This is a genomic window from Ruegeria sp. HKCCD6426 (genome assembly GCF_057221115.1).
Map to the genome: position 1 here is coordinate 707,843 of NZ_JBWVBF010000002.1, position 16,881 is coordinate 724,723.

The following is a 16,881-nucleotide window of genomic DNA, read 5'->3' on the forward strand; positions in this document are numbered from 1 at the left end:
CGGCGCGGGCTTACAGTTGCCACAGGGAGATTATTACCAGTCCATCGTGCCTTTTTCAGCAAAGGACTCGACAAGAAAATCAATGAATGCCCGTACCTTGGGTTGCGTAAAGCGGCCCGGCGGGTACACGGCGTAAATGCCCTGAACCTCATCCGGCAGCGACGGCATTGCGTCCACGACCAGCCCGGATTTCAACGCGTCTGCATAAAGATAGCTTGGCAGATGTGCGATCCCCAGGCCCGAGATAGCTGCATTCAGCAACGACTGCCCGTCATTGACACTCAGCCAGCCGGCGGTGCGCACTTGGCGCTTTTCACCAGACGGCGCGGTCAGCTTCCAGACACTGCCCGAAGACTGGCTGGAATAATGCAGCAGCTTATGCTCATTCAGATCATCGATCTTCTGAGGGCGGCCGAATTGCTCGATATATTTCGGCGCCGCGACCATGCGTTTTACGGTCTCGGTCAGTTTGCGCGCGCGTAGGGTGCTGTCTTCCAGCTCGCCAATACGGACGGCAACGTCAAATCCTTCGGAAATCAGCTCCACGTAGCGGTTATTCAGCACCATGTTCACTGTAATGTCGGGGTAAGACGTCAGAAACTCTGAGAGAACCGGAGACAAGTGGTTTACGCCAAAATCCGTCGCGACACTGATCCGCAACAAACCCGACGGTGCAGATTGCATCGAAGTCACCAACGCGTCCGCTTCGCCTGCGTCATTGAGAACGCGTCGGGCGCGATCATAATAGGCCAAGCCAATCTCGGTTGGTGAAACCCGGCGCGTCGTCCGGTTCAGCAGCCGTGCACCCAATCGTGCCTCAAGGCTCGATACGTGCTTCGACACTGCCGATTTGGAAATGCCCATTTTTTTGGCCGCGTCGGTGAACCCCCCCTGGTCCACCACGTTGGAAAAGGCCTCCATTTCGGTTAGTCGATCCATTCTCGTACCCCAGGTCTTCTATTGGTTGTCTCACTATTGCGCTCAATCTGGGCGAGAACGGGGCAGACATGGGATAATATCAGGGTTTTGATTTGGATCGTCTTCAACTGGGAAACGTGGAAACGGTGGTTTCCAAAACGCCTATCGACCTTGTGAGGCACGGTTTTCCGGTTTTCTGTTCAACTGTGCTATGCTGAGAATGGCAAATTTGTGACCTGGGAGGAGATCATGAAAGCCTTTTTATTAGCCGTCTTTTTTAGTCTGACCGCCACTTTTGTCTTGGCCGGCGGTGAAACACCGTCAAACCCCGACGCAAAGGTCTATTTCGCGAATCTGTCGGACGGGGATACCGTAACCTCGCCGGTTACTGTGATCTTTGGACTCAGCGGAATGGGCGTCGCGCCTGCGGGAACTGAAAAGGAAAACACCGGCCACCACCATCTGCTGGTCGACCGCCCGCCTCTGGGCGAGGGTGAAGATGGCGCCGATGAGCTGGCCTATGGCTTGCCATCAGATGACAATCATCTGCATTTCGGCGGTGGCCAGACCGAGGTGATATTGGACCTGCCGCCCGGCGAGCACACATTGCAGCTGGTTCTGGGCGACGCCGGACACGTGCCGCATGCGACGCCGATTGTGTCCGAGGTGATCACGATTACTGTGGAATAGGTGCCCAGCGGGCGATTGTTGCCCAAGCCCCAACATTCCGACAGTGTTTACATTCCCCGGTGGATGGGGAACCTTGCAGGCAACTGTTTTTTTGAGGGGCGTGCATGTCGCTGGAGTTCTTTCTCACATCGTTGATTGTCGTGCTGTTGCCAGGTACCGGCGTGATTTACACTTTGGCCGTCGGCCTCGGGCGTGGGTTCCGGGCAAGTCTTGCTGCCGCCGCCGGGTGTACACTTGGGATCGTGCCCGCTGCTGTCGCCAGCATCGTCGGCCTCGCAGCGTTGCTGCATACCAGCGCGCTCGCCTTTCAGTTCATCAAGTATCTTGGCGTGCTCTACCTGTTTTATATGGCCTGGGGCATTGTAAAGGATGGCGGGGCGATGGAGGTCAACGCCGAGAAAACGAGCAAGGGGTATTTCAGAATCGCAGTGACCGGAACTTTGATCAACGTCCTGAACCCGAAACTTTCGTTGTTCTTTCTGGCTTTCCTGCCCCAGTTTTTGCCCGCTGACACGATGCATGCAGGGCTCGAGCTGGTAAAACTTGCCCTTGCTTTCATGGCCATGACCTTTGTTGTTTTCATCGGGTACGGCGCGTGCGCTGCCCTTGCCCGGGACTACGTCATTCATCGCCCATCCGTCATGGCGTGGATCAAGCGTTGCTTTGCTACGGTTTTCGGAGCGCTGGGCGTCAAGCTGGCGTTGTCAGATTAACCCTCACTCGAACACGCCAAATTGTGCGTTTCATAGGTCTGCAGCCAGCCGCGTCCCTTGATCGATCGCCCTTTTCGCGTCCAGCTCAGCAGCAATATCCGCGCCGCCAATCACGTGCGGCGTGACCCCGCGTTCGATCAGGGCATCCGCAAGGCTGCGTTCAGACACTTGACCAGAGCACAGCACTATCGAATCTGCCGCGATCATAGTCGGGTCTGCGCGCTCTTCTCCAAAGCTGATATGCAGACCTTCGTCGTCGATACGCTCGTAATTCACTCCGCCAACGAAATTGACGTTCTTCATCTTCAGCGTAGCACGGTGAATCCAGCCCGTGGTCTTGCCCAGCCCCTTGCCGTGCGCCTGTTTCTTGCGTTGTAGCAGCGTGACTTGACGGGCAGGGGCGGCAGGTTGCGGGCCTTCGGGGGCCAGGCCGGATCGATGTTCTTCGGGATCAGTCACGCCCCATTCCTTCATCCAAAGCGGCAAATCGGTTGTCGCGCTGTGCCCGTTTTCCAGCAGGTATTCTGACACGTCGAACCCGATACCCCCGGCTCCGATCACGGCAACGGACTCGCCAACCTCGACCTTGTCGCGAAGCACATCGATATAGCTGAGCACATTGTCCCGATCCTGCCCCGGAATTTCCGGGTTGCGTGGGCTCACGCCAGTGGCAATGACAACCTCGTCAAAGCCCGCCAAGTCATCTGCGTTGACGTTCCGGTTTAGCTCAAGTTTGACGCCAAGATCGACGATCATTGTGCGATACCAGTCGACCAGCCCCCAGAACTCTTCCTTTCCAGGGATTTGTTTGGCCATGTTCAGCTGCCCACCGATATCACTGGCACGGTCGAAAAGTGTCACGTCGTGACCGCGCTGAGCGGCCGTCATGGCGGTCGACAAACCGGCAGGGCCAGCGCCAACTATGGCAATTTTCTTGGCGATCTCAGCCTTAGCGATCACCAATTCGGTCTCGTTGCAGGCGCGCGGGTTCACCAGGCACGTCGTCAGCTTGCCGCTGAATGTGTGATCCAGGCAGGCCTGATTGCAGGCAATACAGGGCGCTATTTTTGCGGCCTCGTCCGCCTCGGCCTTTGCCACGAAGTCTGCATCCGCCAACATCGGCCGTGCCAGCGACACCATGTCGGCGCAGCCGGTCGACAAGACCTCTTCGGCGACTTCAGGCGCGTTGATACGATTCGAAGTGATGATCGGAATAGACACCTTGCCCATCAGTTTCTTGGTCACCCAGGCAAAGGCTGCGCGCGGCACGCTGGTGGCAATGGTCGGAATCCGCGCCTCGTGCCACCCGATGCCGGTGTTGATAATGGTCGCACCCGCTTTTTCTATCCGTTGAGCCAGTTCAACAACCTCGTCATGCGTCGATCCATTTGGCACGAGGTCAATCATCGACAGGCGGTAGATGATGATGAAGTCGTTGCCCACGGCTTCACGTGTGCGGCGCACGACCTCAATGGGCAGACGCATGCGGTTTTCGTAAGACCCGCCCCAGTGATCGGTGCGCTTGTTGGTATGGGTCACAAGGAACTGGTTGAGGAAGTACCCCTCGGACCCCATGATCTCAACCCCGTCATATCCCGCATTCTGCGCCAGAACTGCGGCATTCACGATATCGCTGATCTGTTTTTCAATGCCCTCTTCGTCCAGCTCATTCGGTGGGAAGGGAGAGATCGGCGATTTTACCGGGCTGGGTGCGACGCATTTCGGGCCGTAGGCATAGCGTCCTGCGTGCAGGATCTGCATGGCGATCTTGCCGCCCGCGTTGTGCACCCGGTCGGTCACGATGGAATGGTTCGCCACGTCCTTTTCTGTTGTCATCATCGCCGCCCCCGGCAAAACCGAGCCTTCAAGGTTCGGCCCGATGCCGCCCGTCACCATCAGCGCGACGCCACCGCGCGCCCGGTCAGCATAGAATTCGGCCACCCGGTTCCAGTCACCGGTTTCTTCCAGCCCGGTATGCATCGAACCCATCAAGACGCGGTTCTTCAAAGTGGTAAAGCCCAGGTCCAGCGGGGCCAGCATTTTTGGGTACGCAGTCATGGCGGAACTCTCCCTCCCGAATTTGGGTGTTAGATTGACGTTCGCGTCAACATTGTCACGCGAAACCTAACGTCATCCCCTTTGCGTTCCGCGCAACGCTTGCTACAGACGCTGCAAAGCATGTTCACGAGGCCGCGCATGACCCCTGAAGAGATCGCCAAACTGCCCTATCGCCCTTGCGTCGGGTTGATGCTGATGAATCCCGACGGCAAGATTTTTGTCGGCATGCGCAATGACGGCCCCAAAGATGCGTGGCAGATGCCTCAGGGTGGTGTCGACAAGGGCGAAGACGCACGCGATGCGGCCCTGCGCGAGTTGTGGGAAGAGACCGGGGTGACTTCGGATCTGATTGAGATTGTTGCCGAGACCGAGGGCTGGCTGCCCTATGATCTGCCGCATGATATCGTGCCGAAGATCTGGAAAGGCCGCTATCGCGGGCAGGAACAGAAATGGTACCTTATGCGGTTCAGCGGGCGGGATGATCAGATCAACATCCAGACAGACCACCCGGAGTTTGTTCAGTGGAAATGGCAGGACCAGACGCGGTTGGTTGACGAAATCGTTCCTTTCAAGCGAGAGGTCTATGAGCAGGTGGTCGAGGCATTTTCAGCATATCTGAAGGCGTAGGTCGCCTGAGGCCCAATTCCCTCTACAGCGTCAAACCAATCGCCTGATTGATCTCAATGCCCTTATTTATCGCATGGTAGGTGGGAAACGGCGCGCGGCCTGACATATCAATGTCGCGGCGCAGCCACGCCTGCTCCTCTAACTGGTGCAGCGATTTTGACAGCGCACGATCGGTGATCGTAATCAGGTCCGATTTGAGGGTTGAGAATCGCCGGGGCGTTTCTGTCAGTGCGAGAATCGGCAGAGTCCAATTGCGTCGTACCAAGGTGAACTCAGAGACATCCGGAACTGCACGGACAATCCTGCTGGCCAGTTCGGCTGCTTCGATCCCGTCACGGGTCAGCCGAAATTCCGGACGTAGCGGATGGCCGTGACCCGGGTTCCGCTCAAGAAGCCCAAGATCGACAAGGTGTTCCAAGCTTGATGCAAAGGCTGTCCGGCTTGCACCGGTCGCCGCAAGCAACGGGGCTTGCCGCCCTGGAACACGCGCATGCAGCGCCGCAAGTATACTCAGAGACCAAGCACGGGAGGTGAGCTTGACAAGTGTCTTAATGTCCATAAAGTATAGTTACTATATTTTAAAACTAAAGGAAAGCGCATGCCACTTGTTTCATTGGAAAACACCATTACGCTAGCAATCTCTGTGCGCGATCGCCACGCCAGTGCCGATTGGTATACCGACAAACTCGGGTTCGAACTTATCCACCACATTGATGAAGCCGGTTGGAGCGAGATGCACACTAAGACTGCGGGCGTAACCCTTGGACTTGGTGAACAGGCGGAACCGGCGCCGGGCAATACCGTTCCGGTATTCGGTATAGCGGATATCGAAACCGCTCGCGGCGCACTTGAAACGGCAGGTGTCCGGTTCGATGGCGCAACCGAAACCATCGAAGGGATGGTCAGCACCGCGACCTTCTATGATCCGGATGGCAACGCGCTGATGTTGGCTCAGGACCTGACGGGGGCAGGCTGACCCGCCCCACAGACTTCAATGTCCGGCGGTCAAAGCAACCCTTCGGCCCGCAGCAACTCCAGCATATTCGCTTCGGGCCTCGGGCCGATATGGCTGATGACCTCGCGGGCGCAGACATTACCTATACGTGCGCACGTTTCGTAATCGCGGCCAGTGGCCATCCCGAACAGGAACCCGGCAGCGAACTGATCGCCCGCACCTGTCGCATCGACCGGCACGACCTTTTCGACCGGTACGTCGATGCGGGTGCCTTCGTTCAATACGGTCACGCCATCGCCCGACCGCGTGCAAACAACCAGAGGGCAGATTGCGGCAGTCTTGGCCAGCGCCTCTTCCAGATTGTCGGTCTCGAACAGCGATTTGATTTCCGCCTCATTGCCAATGACGAAATCCAGTTCGTTCTCGATCAGCAACAGAAAGTCGACGCGATGCCGTTCAACGCAGAACGGATCGGAAATAGCGATACCTGTTTTGCCGCCGCCCTTGTGGCAGTCGCGTGCGGCCTCAAGGAACGCGGCCTTTCCCTTCTCTTTGTCGAACAGATAGCCCTCAAGGAACATGATCTGGCTGTTGCCCGCCACGTCGCTGGATACGTCGGCGGACGACAGTTCCGAGGAAATCCCCAGATAGGTGTTCATCGACCGCTCACCATCTGGTGAGACGAAGATCATCGAACGCGAGGTGGGCAACTCGCCGCCGGGGACTGGCGGGTTGACGAAATCCACACCGTCTTCGTTCATGGCGTCGGCATAGAAGCGCCCCAGAGCGTCGTCATGCACACGACCGATAAAGGCCGCGTCCAGCCCCAGCGCACCTGCGCCGGCAATCGTGTTTGCGACTGAACCACCGGGAGTTTGAACGCGGCCTTCCATCGCCCCGTACAACACTTCGCCCCGATCCCGCTCGATCAGCTGCATGATGCCTTTTTCGATGCCCATCAGTTCCAGAAAGTTGTCGTCGGCTTGCGAGATGACATCCACAACGGCATTTCCGATGCCGACAAGCTGGTAGGTTTTCATAGGTTCTTGTCCTCAAATTCGCAGAGATCGCGGATGATACAGGTTCCGCACAGCGGTTTTCGCGCTTTGCAGTGATAGCGGCCATGCAGGATCAGCCAGTGATGTGCATGCAGCTGAAAGTCGGTTGGAATGTTGTCTTCGATGGCGCGCTCAACTGCGTCGACGTTCTTTCCGGGGCAAATACCCGAGCGGTTGCCGACGCGAAAGATGTGGGTATCCACAGCCTGCGCCGGGTAGCGCCACCACATGTTCAGAACGACATTCGCGGTTTTGCGCCCCACCCCGGGCAGCGATTGCAGCGCCGCGCGTGAGTTCGGCACTTCGCCGCCGTAGTCTTCAACCAGAATACGGCTTAGCTTGATCACGTTCTTGGCCTTCTGGCGGAACAGACCGATGGTCTTGATATGTCCGATCAGGCCCTCTTCGCCCAAATCCAACATCTTTTGCGGCGTGTCGGCGATCTTGAACAATGCGCGCGTGGCCTTGTTCACCCCCGCATCTGTCGCTTGCGCTGACAGAGCGACTGCAACGACGAGGGTATAGACGTTCACATGCTCCAGTTCGCCCTTGGGTTCCGGGTCAGCCTCGTGAAAGCGGTTAAAGATCTCGCGGATCGTGTGATAATCGAGTTGTTTTGCCATCCGGGCCTTAATGCCGTGCAGTGGTGCAGGCCGCAATTGAAAACGGCATGCAAAACATCAGGAGTGTTCCTTTCGATACTGTTTCGCAAGCTCTACTGCGGCAATTTCTGCAGGGGCCTCGTTACCTTTTGCGATAAGGCTTGCCACATACAACCCATTTGCGGTGTCCGGAAAATGGGCGACAAGATTGGCTGAGAACGGGCCGCACCCAGCGTGGCCGACGATCCGTCCCACATGCTCTGCGCGACCAATCATCAAACCCGATCCATATCCGGTCTTGCTCCAGATTCGGTCGGGAATTGCCGGTCCTTCCATCGACAGCGTCTGCATTTGAAGCCTACTCGCCTCGGACAGAACTTCGCCCGCTAACACTGCCTGCAACAGTCGCAACGCATCCGATGCAGTGCCCATCAGGCAGCCGTGATAGACCCAACCCGGATGGTAACCGCGCGCATCCCATTCTAACCGATCAAAATCCTCGTGCGTCTCTGCTATGTGCGCTTGTAATCCCAAAGGAGCGCAAATTTGGCGTTGCATAATTTCGGGTAGCGAGGCGCCGTGCAGACGTTCCAGGAACTGGCGCAGAAGCAGATAACCAATGTTCGAATACAACCAGTTCTCTCCGGGTGTATAGGCGAGCTTCCGGTAATTGGTCTCAGCCAGCAACCTTTTTACGGACCAGGGCTCTTCACCCGCCGCGACGGCCTCACTGTAGGACGGAAGCGGGCCGTAGTCCCATAGCCCGGCACGATGCTGCATCAATTGGCGCAACGAAAACGGGTAGTCTTCGTAAGGCGCGTCCGGGTCGCAAAGGTGCTGTTCTTCTGCCTGCAATACCAGTGCAGCTATGGCGGTTTTGGTGAAGCTCCACCAAGGGAACAAGGACTGACCGCCTTCGTCCAGAAGTAATGTGCCTGTGCGATCCATAGCTGCGGAAACAATCACGTTCGGTCCTGACTTGTTCGACTGCCGGTCCGAACGTAGGTCAGAAGGATCACGAAGTGAATGCGGATGCGCAAGTTTCGGGTCGCTCTGATGCGCCTTGACCGGCTATGATCAAATCAACATCGAATGAGGTGCGACATGAATGTCCAGAACCCAGAGACCGGTTATCATTACAACGTCATGCGACGCGCGATAGAGCTTATTGATCAAGGCGGCGAGACCCTCAGCCTGGATGAGTTGGCCCGCCAGATGGATATGAGTCCGGCGCATTTTCAGCGTCTTTTTTCGCGCTGGACCGGCGTGTCGCCGAAGCGCTACCAGCAGTATCTGACGCTTGGCCACGCCAAGTCGCTGCTGCGGGAGCGTTTCACCACATTGGAAACCGCCCATAATGTCGGCCTGTCCGGCAGCGGTCGCCTGCACGATCTGTTCCTGAAATGGGAATCCATGAGCCCCGGCGAATATGCCCGCAAAGGCGAAGGCCTGACGGTTTACTGGGGTTGGTTCGAAAGCCCCTTTGGCCCAGCGCTGGTCATGGGTACCGGCAAAGGCATCTGCGGCATGGCTTTTGGCGCCGAAACCGGCGAGGAAGAGGCGATGGAGGATATGCTTTCGCGTTGGCCCAAGGCTGATTTCGTCGAAGACCCGATGCGCCTGCGCCCGTGGGTCCTCAGCGCTTTTGGCGCGGCCAGCGACCGGCTGAATCCTACGCCGCTTTATCTGATTGGCTCACCTTTGCAGATCAAAGTGTGGGAGGCGTTGATGCATATCCCTTCGGGTCAGGTCACTACCTATTCCGAAATCGCGCAACGCGTGGATGCCCCGCAAGCGGTAAGAGCTGTGGGCACTGCGGTAGGGCGCAACCCGGTCAGTTGGCTGATCCCGTGCCACCGCGCTCTGCGCAAGTCCGGAGGGTTGGGCGGCTATCATTGGGGCCTGCCGGTCAAGCGCGCAATGCTGGCTTATGAGGCGGCGCAGGCAGACGCCTGATTGACAGCGCTTGTTGCTAGAGCCCATTAAGACGGCAGGTTCGGGTCTCCTGCCGTTCGCGGCCTCAGGTCTTGGTGAAACCCGGTAGATTGAACATCTGTTGCCCTTTTCCGGCGCGCGGATGGCAATGCGAACTCCGTCCTGATCTCGCGCTCGTTGAAGGAAACGAGGAACAGTATGACACGATCCAAAACCGTAGCTCCGGTTGAAGAGCTGAAAGCACAAGCCAGGCGTCTGCGGGAACACTTGCAAGGAACCGGTGTCGCGCTAACGCACAGCGCCGCATTGGAGATGCTGGCCCGTCAGCATGGCGTGCGAGACTGGAATACGCTGCACGCGATGGCTGGAAGCCGGATGCAATTGCGTGTCGGGGATCGGGTTGAAGGGCGGTACTTGGGCCAGCCCTTTAGGGCGGAAATCCGTGGTTTGACCACGCTGGGTGACGGTGCACAGCGCCGGATCACCCTTCAATTCGACACAGCGGTCGACGTGGTCCAATTCGACAGCTTTTCCTCATTCCGTCGCCGCGTCACCGGCGATATTGGCTGGGATGGCCGATCTCGGAGGCACACTTCAGATGGAGTGCCGCAGTTGATAGTCCGACCTGACTAAGCAAAAAAGGGCGAGGCATCGGTATTGCTTCGCCCAAACTGTACGAGCCGTCGGGGTTATTCCGGGGCCCAGCCTCCCACGGCTTTGACTTCAAGGAAATCCTCCAGACCCCACACGCCACCTTCGCGCCCGTTTCCAGACTGTTTCATCCCACCAAAGGGTGAACCCGCGCTGCGGGACTGGCCGTTCATTTCAACCATGCCCGACCGCAATACCCGCGCCAAGCGGTTAGCGCGGTCGCCATCCTGTGTCTGGACATAATTGGTCAGGCCGTAGGGCGTGTCATTGGCGATCTCGACGGCCTCTTCTTCGGTATCGAAAGGGATCATGGTCAGGACGGGCCCAAAGATCTCCTCGCGCGCGATTGTCATCTGGTTGTTGGCATCTGCGAAGATCGTCGGGCGGACGTAATAGCCTTTGTTCAGACCTTCAGGTCGTCCGGTGCCGCCTGCAACCAGACGGGCGCCCTCATCAATACCTTTTTGGATCAGCTCCTGAATCTTGGTCCACTGCACCTCGTTCACAACGGGCCCGATGTGACGGCCTTCATCCAGCGCGCCGCCAACGGTAAGTTTGCCCGCCACCTCGGCTGCAGTCTCAACCGCCTGGTCATAAATCGGCCGCTGCACCAGCATGCGGCTGGGGGCATTACAGCTTTGGCCTGTGTTGTTCATCATGTGCAGAATGCCGCGTTTAACCGCCTTTTCATCCGCATCCGCAAAGACCACATTTGCACCCTTGCCACCCAACTCCAGATGCACTTTTTTCAGTGTGTCTGCTGCGTTTTTAGAGATCGCAGTCCCGGCGCGGGTCGAGCCGGTGAAGCTGACCATATCCACATCCGGGTGGCAGGACAATTGAGAGCCGACACCGGCACCATCACCGTTCACCAGATTGAATACGCCTGCAGGAAAACCTGCTTCGTCCATCATCTCGGCAAAGATCATCGCGTTCAGTGGGCTCTGCTCCGAAGGTTTCAGCACCATGGTGCATCCGGCAATTGCTGCCGCACCGACCTTGAGCGTGACCTGGTTCATCGGCCAGTTCCATGGGGTGATCAGAGCAGCAACGCCGACGGCCTCATAGATGATCCGATCATTTGGCGCGTGCTCGCCCAAGGGACGTTCGAACTGAAAGCTCTTCGCTGCCTGGATGAAACTCTTGAGATGCCAGATTCCTGCACCGACTTGCTGGGTACGGGACATGTCGATGGGCGCGCCCATTTCCAATGACATGGCCTGCGCCAGATCCTCTCCACGGCTTTTGTAGATGTCGACCAGCTTTTCGACCAGTGCAATGCGCTCTTCTACCGGTGTCGCCATCCAGCCGGGCAAGGCAGCTTTGGCTGCGGCCACAGCGGCGTTAGTGTCTGCTTCGGACCCAAGGGAAATGATGGCGCACGGTTCTTCGGTCGACGGGTTGATCACATCGAAATCGTTAGTCGCCGACGGGGCGACCCATTCGCCGTTGATATAGAAATTGCGTTTTTCGATCATGGTTTCCTCCGGATCAGAATTTATTCGACCGGTCGGTCGGTTTTAAGGGCACTCTGTCACCCCGAGGCCAGTGGGGCAAGCACAATTAATAATTTGATCAAATTATTGAAGCAACCAAAATATCGGCTACTTCCACTTGAATAGTTTAACCTGAGCGCAAAGTGTTTAGGTTTATGGCAACCGACTCGGTTCAAACACAGGAGAGGAGATGCCCCATGGGTTTGCGCATCAATGACACCGTCCCGAATTTCACTGCCGAAACGGATCAGGGAACCGTCCAGTTTCACGACTGGATCGGCGACAGCTGGGCCATCCTGTTCTCGCACCCCAAGGATTTCACCCCGGTCTGCACCACCGAATTTTCGGCGGTTGCACAGCTGAACGACGAATGGGCTGCACGCAACACCAAGGTGATGGGTGTTTCTGTGGATGGCGTTGAAGACCACAAGAAGTGGAAGAAAGACATCGAAGCTTATGGCAATGCCAACCCGGGCTTCCCGATTATCGCAGACGATGGTCTGGCGGTATCCAAGGCTTTCGACATGTTGCCGGCCGAGGCGTATATGCCCGATGGCCGCACCCCCGCCGACAGCGCCACCGTACGGTCGGTCTTTATCATCGGGCCGGACAAACAGTTAAAGCTGTCGATGACTTACCCGATGACAGTAGGGCGGAATTTCGCAGAAATCCTGCGTGCGCTGGACGGCTTGCAGATGAGCGCCAAGGGCGTGGCAACTCCAGCCAACTGGGTGCCGGGCGAGGATGTGATTATCCCGCCGACCGTCTCTAACGAAGACGCCAAGGCCAAGTTTGGTGAGTTCGAGACGATCTTTCCCTATTTGCGTAAGACCAAGGCACCCTCGTAAGACCTTGCGCTGCCAGGGGGCTGTCTGCCCCCTGGTGTGTCACCGATCTAATTCTCTAATTGATTGTTCCGCCAGCTGAGGCAGGCGGGATTGTCGGCAGGGTTGGGGCATGTCCCCGCGGCCATGGCGCGGGGACATGCAGAGGGGCGGCGAAACCGGAGAAAACACCCACCCCTTAAGGGTCAGAAGCTGTAGCGCAGGCCGAAATTCAGGCTGAACGTGTCCAGATCATCTTCGACCGTTCCGGTAGAGGCGCCGTTTGGCGCAAAACGTTGGCTCGAGACGTCGAATGCGCGTGAATAGCGTGCGTCGACGGTGAACGCGGTGGTTGAATTGATGTCATAGGCAACCCCGGCGATCAGCTGAGCCGCGAAATTGGTATCACTGTCATCCAACGCGACACCCGGGCCATAAACGAAGTCGAGATCCGAATATGTCGCGCCCAGGCCAAACCCGGCATAGGGGGTAAAGGCGCCGTTGCCTTTGAAGTCGAACAGCACATTGGCAAACAGCGAGGTCTGGCTGACATCACCCGAGACATTGCCCTCGGAGCCCGGCCCGTTGCCGCCGAAGTTCACGCTATCCACATCGTTGTCACGATAGGACAGTTCCAGTTCGAGCCGCGTGCCGATCGCGTCGCTGGACCATTGAGGGATTTCCCTGCCCACGGCTACACTCAGACCGAAGCCCGCATCAAAATCGGTATCGACCGTTTGGGTCGCTCCGCCGATACTGCCCGAGAAATCGGTGTCCTGCAGTTGGCTGTATCCGAGAAAACCCTGGATATAAGCCCCGTCAGTCAGACTTTGCGCGGCCAATGCTGAGGCGCTTAGGGTCAGGGCAGTAGAGGTGAGAATGAGACGGGTAATCATGATCAGGTCCTTTGTTCCGCAAGATGCATGGCGAACATGTGGTCGAGCGGAGAGCAAAGGGAAGGCACCGGAACTTCACTTCGCGTAACAGGTCTTTTGACTGTTGTGAGTGAATAATTCAGACCGTCAGAATTGAAGCAATCAGTGACGTTCAGCGTGCGGGGATGGGCTTAGGGAACTGCTCCGCTTCCTGCAGGCGTGACCTTGGTTTCACCGGCCGGACCCTATCGTAAGCTACATGAAACACATAGGTGTAAATCGTGTAGGTCAGGGTCAGGCCGACGTTTAAGGCCAAGGCCGACCCAAGAGAATGACCGCCCACATACATCAGCAATGGGCAGGTGATCAGGACAGCTGTGACCTCGTGCAGAGTGGCGTGAACAAGGCGAAGCCTATGTGGGCGCTTGCAGGCCAAGCGGCAGGTTTTCACCTTTTCTATTACGTCAAATAAGGTGTTGAAAATTGGCGACCAAATCAGGATCACAATAGACAGCAACGTGATTGTTGCCAAACCATGAGACATCGAAGTGCCTGTTACATAGACATAAAGAGGGGAAACAAAGGCTATACCAATCAACTCGAAACTACCGGTTTGGATAACACGTTCCTTGAGTGACCTTACCGCCATATGCAAACCCTGGAAAATATCGGATAGGAAAAAGCCGTTCTTCAATCGGCGCCGAGGAAATGGTTCAAAATAAATCAATTCGCGCATTTCAGCGCTCGGAGGCACATTTGCACATTGCAGTTAAGTTGAATGTGAAGTCGCACACATATGCGCGTAGCGGGTAAGTCGCAGATCGGACAGGTTTAAGCTGTTACCAAAAAACAAAAAAACCCCGGCCTGAACCGGGGTTTTTCTTTGTTGGAAAGTCGGTAAGGCAGATTATTCTGCGCTTTCCTCTTTCTTTTCTTTCTTCTCGGGAACGATCTCTTCGCCGGTTTCCTGATCGACGACTTTCATCGACAGGCGGACCTTGCCGCGGTCATCAAAGCCCAGCAGCTTGACCTTCACTTCCTGACCTTCCTTCAGAACGTCCGAAGGGTGGTTCAGGCGGCGATTTTCGATCTGGGACACGTGAACCAGACCGTCGCGCTTGCCAAAGAAGTTCACAAAGGCACCGAAGTCGACGATCTTGACCACTTTACCGGTGTAGATCTGACCTTCTTCCGGCTCAGCGACGATCGAGTGGATCATCTCGTATGCCTTCTTGATCGATTCACCATCGGGCGAGGCGATCTTGATGACGCCATCGTCGTTGATGTCGACCTTGGCACCCGAAACCTCAACGATTTCGCGGATGACCTTACCGCCCGAGCCGATCACTTCGCGGATCTTGTCGGTGGGGATGTTCATGGTTTCGATGCGCGGCGCGTGGACCGAGAATTCGTTGGTCTCGGATAGGGCTTTGCCCATCTCACCCAGGATGTGCATCCGGCCGTCCTTGGCTTGCGCCAGGGCTTTCTCCATGATCTCGGGCGTGATGCCCGCAACCTTGATGTCCATCTGCAGCGAGGTGATGCCGTTTTCGGTACCCGCAACCTTGAAATCCATGTCGCCCAGGTGGTCTTCGTCACCCAGAATGTCCGACAGGATCGCATAGTCGCCGTCATCTTCCAGGATCAGACCCATGGCCACACCGGCAACCGGTGCTTTCAGCGGAACACCTGCATCCATCATCGACAGCGAACCGCCGCAGACCGACGCCATCGAGGACGAGCCGTTGGATTCGGTGATCTCCGACACGATGCGGATCGTGTAGGGGAAGTCGGTTGCCGCAGGCAGAACCGCCTGAAGCGCGCGCCATGCCAGCTTGCCGTGGCCGATCTCACGACGGCCGGGGCCACCAACGCGGCCAACTTCACCAACCGAATACGGAGGGAAGTTGTAATGCAGCAGGAAGTTCGATTTGAAGTTGCCATGCAGCGCGTCGATGAACTGCTCATCGTCACCGGTGCCCAGCGTGGTCACGGCCAGCGCCTGAGTCTCACCACGGGTGAACAGGGCGGAACCGTGGGTCCGCGGCAGCATCGAGGTTTCCGCAACGATCGAACGGATGTCGGTGGTCGAACGACCGTCGATCCGCTTGCCGCCTTTGACGACGTCGCCGCGCAGAATGCCTGCTTCGAGCTTTTTCATTGCGGAACCGAGGTTGCCGTCTTCCAGCTGCTCCTCGGTCAGCGCTTCCTTGATCGCTTCACGGGCAGCGGCAACAGCGGCGGTGCGCTCTTGCTTGTCGGTGATCGCGAAGGCGGCGCGCATCTGCTCTTCGCCAGCGGCCTTAACGGCAGCGGACAGCTCGGAGTAATCCGGCGCCTGGAAGTCAAACGGCTCTTTCGCGGCTTCTTCGGCCAGCGAGATGATCAGGTCGATGACCGGCTGAATCTGCTCATGCGCGAAGTTGACCGCGCCCAGCATTTCCGCTTCGGACAGCTCGTAGGCTTCCGATTCAACCATCATCACGGCGTCTTTGGTGCCAGCAACAACCAGGTCCAGACGCTGTTCAGGGTTCAGGCGCAGGTCCTGCATGTCGTCGACGGTCGGGTTCAGAACATATTCACCGTCTTCGAAACCAACGCGGGCACCGGCGATCGGGCCGCGGAACGGCGCGCCGGAAATGGTCAGAGCAGCAGAGGCCGCGATCATCGCCACGATGTCGGGGTCGTTGACCAGATCGTGGGACAGCACGGTGCACATCACCAGAACTTCATTCTTGAAGCCGTCAACGAACAGCGGGCGGATCGGACGGTCGATCAGACGCGCGGTCAGCGTCTCTTTCTCAGTCGGGCGCGCCTCGCGCTTGAAGAAGCCACCCGGAACCTTACCGGCGGCATAGTATTTTTCCTGATAGTGGACGGTCAGCGGGAAAAAGTCCTGACCCGGTTTTTGCGCCCGTGCAAAGGTCACGTTTGCCATGACGCTGGTCTCACCCAGCGTGGCAATCACGCTGCCGTCGGCCTGACGGGCAACCTTGCCGGTTTCCAGTGTGAGCGTTTCTTCGCCCCACTGCATAGATTTCTTTGTTACATCAAACATATGCGTATCCTAGATGGGAGCACTCCCGCCCCTGCGGGTCTCCCGTTTGCATGGCGGCCCCATTGCCGCCGACCCCATTTATCTTCCGTTCGAGTGCCGGGGTCTTGGCACAACGTCTCAGATATCGCGCGCATACAGGAGTTTGGGTCCAAAGGAAAGCGAAACCGCACCGGGCGGGCAGCATGTGCAGCCATCTGCCACCGCCCGCGCCGAACCAGATGATCCCGGTGAAGCTCAACGGTAAATGGACACCCAGGTATGCTCACGAACCTGTGCACCCGGCCGGGCAGCTGGCCATTGATCCCTCGGGTCATGGTTTGATCGTGATCGACGGGCTGATGCCGGCGTCCGAGGGCTGTTAAATTCCAAAAGATGAATGAATTTTGCGAATTTTTGGTTGCGGTGTAAGCTCTTAGGACAA

Annotated in this window: 18 protein-coding genes; 8 read left to right on the forward strand and 10 right to left on the reverse strand. The window is 57.3% G+C overall.

Features of this window, described 5'->3' with window-relative positions; translation table 11 throughout:
* Positions 1-33: 33 nt before the first annotated feature.
* Complete coding sequence (locus tag AC2TDA_RS08200; RefSeq protein ID WP_480845322.1) at positions 34-939, reverse strand: LysR family transcriptional regulator; 906 nt, start codon at positions 937-939, stop codon at positions 34-36.
* A 228-nt stretch (positions 940-1,167) separates the two neighbouring features.
* Between AC2TDA_RS08200 and AC2TDA_RS08205 the strand changes: the two genes are divergently transcribed.
* A complete protein-coding gene (locus AC2TDA_RS08205) occupies positions 1,168-1,608 on the forward strand; it encodes a DUF4399 domain-containing protein (protein ID WP_480877414.1) in 441 nt (146 codons plus the stop codon).
* Positions 1,609-1,712: 104 nt separating this feature from the next.
* The gene (locus AC2TDA_RS08210; RefSeq protein WP_480845324.1) at positions 1,713-2,321 is read left to right on the forward strand and encodes a LysE family translocator; all 609 of its coding nucleotides are present in this window, start codon (positions 1,713-1,715) and stop codon (positions 2,319-2,321) included.
* 30 nt (positions 2,322-2,351) lie between these two features.
* On the opposite strand, the gene AC2TDA_RS08215 is transcribed toward AC2TDA_RS08210, so the two are convergent.
* Complete coding sequence (locus tag AC2TDA_RS08215; protein ID WP_480877413.1) at positions 2,352-4,379, reverse strand: FAD-dependent oxidoreductase; 2,028 nt, start codon at positions 4,377-4,379, stop codon at positions 2,352-2,354.
* Between the two features lie 138 nt (positions 4,380-4,517).
* On the opposite strand from AC2TDA_RS08215, the gene AC2TDA_RS08220 reads away from it, so the two are divergent.
* Positions 4,518-5,006: an RNA pyrophosphohydrolase gene (locus AC2TDA_RS08220; RefSeq protein WP_480877411.1), complete on the forward strand. Its 489-nt coding sequence runs from the start codon at positions 4,518-4,520 to the stop codon at positions 5,004-5,006.
* A gap of 22 nt (positions 5,007-5,028) precedes the next feature.
* Here the strand turns inward: AC2TDA_RS08220 and AC2TDA_RS08225 are convergent, their stop codons facing one another.
* Entirely contained in the window at positions 5,029-5,565 is a 537-nt protein-coding gene (locus AC2TDA_RS08225) for a winged helix-turn-helix transcriptional regulator (protein WP_480877410.1), read from the reverse strand.
* Between the two features lie 39 nt (positions 5,566-5,604).
* On the opposite strand from AC2TDA_RS08225, the gene AC2TDA_RS08230 reads away from it, so the two are divergent.
* On the forward strand, positions 5,605-5,982 hold the full coding sequence (locus AC2TDA_RS08230) for a VOC family protein (protein WP_480877408.1): 378 nt from the start codon (positions 5,605-5,607) through the stop codon (positions 5,980-5,982).
* 29 nt (positions 5,983-6,011) lie between these two features.
* On the opposite strand, the gene AC2TDA_RS08235 is transcribed toward AC2TDA_RS08230, so the two are convergent.
* From AC2TDA_RS08235 to AC2TDA_RS08245, 3 genes are read right to left on the reverse strand one after another with little or no spacing between them, the layout of a single operon-like run.
* A complete protein-coding gene (locus AC2TDA_RS08235; RefSeq protein ID WP_480845330.1) occupies positions 6,012-7,001 on the reverse strand; it encodes an adenosine kinase in 990 nt (329 codons plus the stop codon).
* Positions 6,998-7,642 (reverse strand): endonuclease III, encoded by a 645-nt coding sequence (gene nth / locus AC2TDA_RS08240; RefSeq protein WP_480877406.1) that lies wholly within the window; start codon positions 7,640-7,642, stop codon positions 6,998-7,000. The genes AC2TDA_RS08235 and nth overlap by 4 nt, the downstream gene beginning before the upstream one ends.
* A gap of 57 nt (positions 7,643-7,699) precedes the next feature.
* Positions 7,700-8,587 (reverse strand): serine hydrolase domain-containing protein, encoded by an 888-nt coding sequence (locus AC2TDA_RS08245; protein ID WP_480877404.1) that lies wholly within the window; start codon positions 8,585-8,587, stop codon positions 7,700-7,702.
* A 138-nt stretch (positions 8,588-8,725) separates the two neighbouring features.
* On the opposite strand from AC2TDA_RS08245, the gene AC2TDA_RS08250 reads away from it, so the two are divergent.
* Positions 8,726-9,577, forward strand: a complete 852-nt coding sequence (locus AC2TDA_RS08250; protein ID WP_480877402.1) for a bifunctional helix-turn-helix domain-containing protein/methylated-DNA--[protein]-cysteine S-methyltransferase — start codon at positions 8,726-8,728, stop codon at positions 9,575-9,577.
* Between the two features lie 177 nt (positions 9,578-9,754).
* Positions 9,755-10,189 carry a glyoxalase superfamily protein gene (locus AC2TDA_RS08255; RefSeq protein WP_480845336.1) on the forward strand — a complete coding sequence of 145 codons (435 nt, stop codon included), beginning with the start codon at positions 9,755-9,757 and terminating at the stop codon, positions 10,187-10,189.
* A gap of 56 nt (positions 10,190-10,245) precedes the next feature.
* Here the strand turns inward: AC2TDA_RS08255 and AC2TDA_RS08260 are convergent, their stop codons facing one another.
* Positions 10,246-11,685, reverse strand: a complete 1,440-nt coding sequence (locus tag AC2TDA_RS08260; protein WP_480877401.1) for an aldehyde dehydrogenase family protein — start codon at positions 11,683-11,685, stop codon at positions 10,246-10,248.
* Positions 11,686-11,900: 215 nt separating this feature from the next.
* Here AC2TDA_RS08260 and AC2TDA_RS08265 point away from each other — a divergent pair, with 215 nt between their 5' ends.
* Positions 11,901-12,551, forward strand: coding sequence for a peroxiredoxin (locus tag AC2TDA_RS08265; RefSeq protein WP_480845339.1), 651 nt, complete (start codon positions 11,901-11,903; stop codon positions 12,549-12,551).
* A gap of 182 nt (positions 12,552-12,733) precedes the next feature.
* On the opposite strand, the gene AC2TDA_RS08270 is transcribed toward AC2TDA_RS08265, so the two are convergent.
* The 3 genes from AC2TDA_RS08270 to pnp all read right to left on the reverse strand — a co-directional run bounded on the left by AC2TDA_RS08270 (position 12,734) and on the right by pnp (position 16,460).
* Positions 12,734-13,423 (reverse strand): outer membrane protein, encoded by a 690-nt coding sequence (locus tag AC2TDA_RS08270; protein ID WP_480877400.1) that lies wholly within the window; start codon positions 13,421-13,423, stop codon positions 12,734-12,736.
* A gap of 151 nt (positions 13,424-13,574) precedes the next feature.
* Positions 13,575-14,138, reverse strand: coding sequence for a PACE efflux transporter (locus AC2TDA_RS08275; RefSeq protein WP_480877398.1), 564 nt, complete (start codon positions 14,136-14,138; stop codon positions 13,575-13,577).
* Between the two features lie 171 nt (positions 14,139-14,309).
* Positions 14,310-16,460, reverse strand: coding sequence for a polyribonucleotide nucleotidyltransferase (gene pnp / locus AC2TDA_RS08280; RefSeq protein ID WP_170410729.1), 2,151 nt, complete (start codon positions 16,458-16,460; stop codon positions 14,310-14,312).
* Positions 16,461-16,642: 182 nt separating this feature from the next.
* On the opposite strand from pnp, the gene AC2TDA_RS08285 reads away from it, so the two are divergent.
* Entirely contained in the window at positions 16,643-16,822 is a 180-nt protein-coding gene (locus AC2TDA_RS08285) for a DUF3299 domain-containing protein (RefSeq protein ID WP_480877397.1), read from the forward strand.
* Positions 16,823-16,881 lie beyond the last annotated feature (59 nt).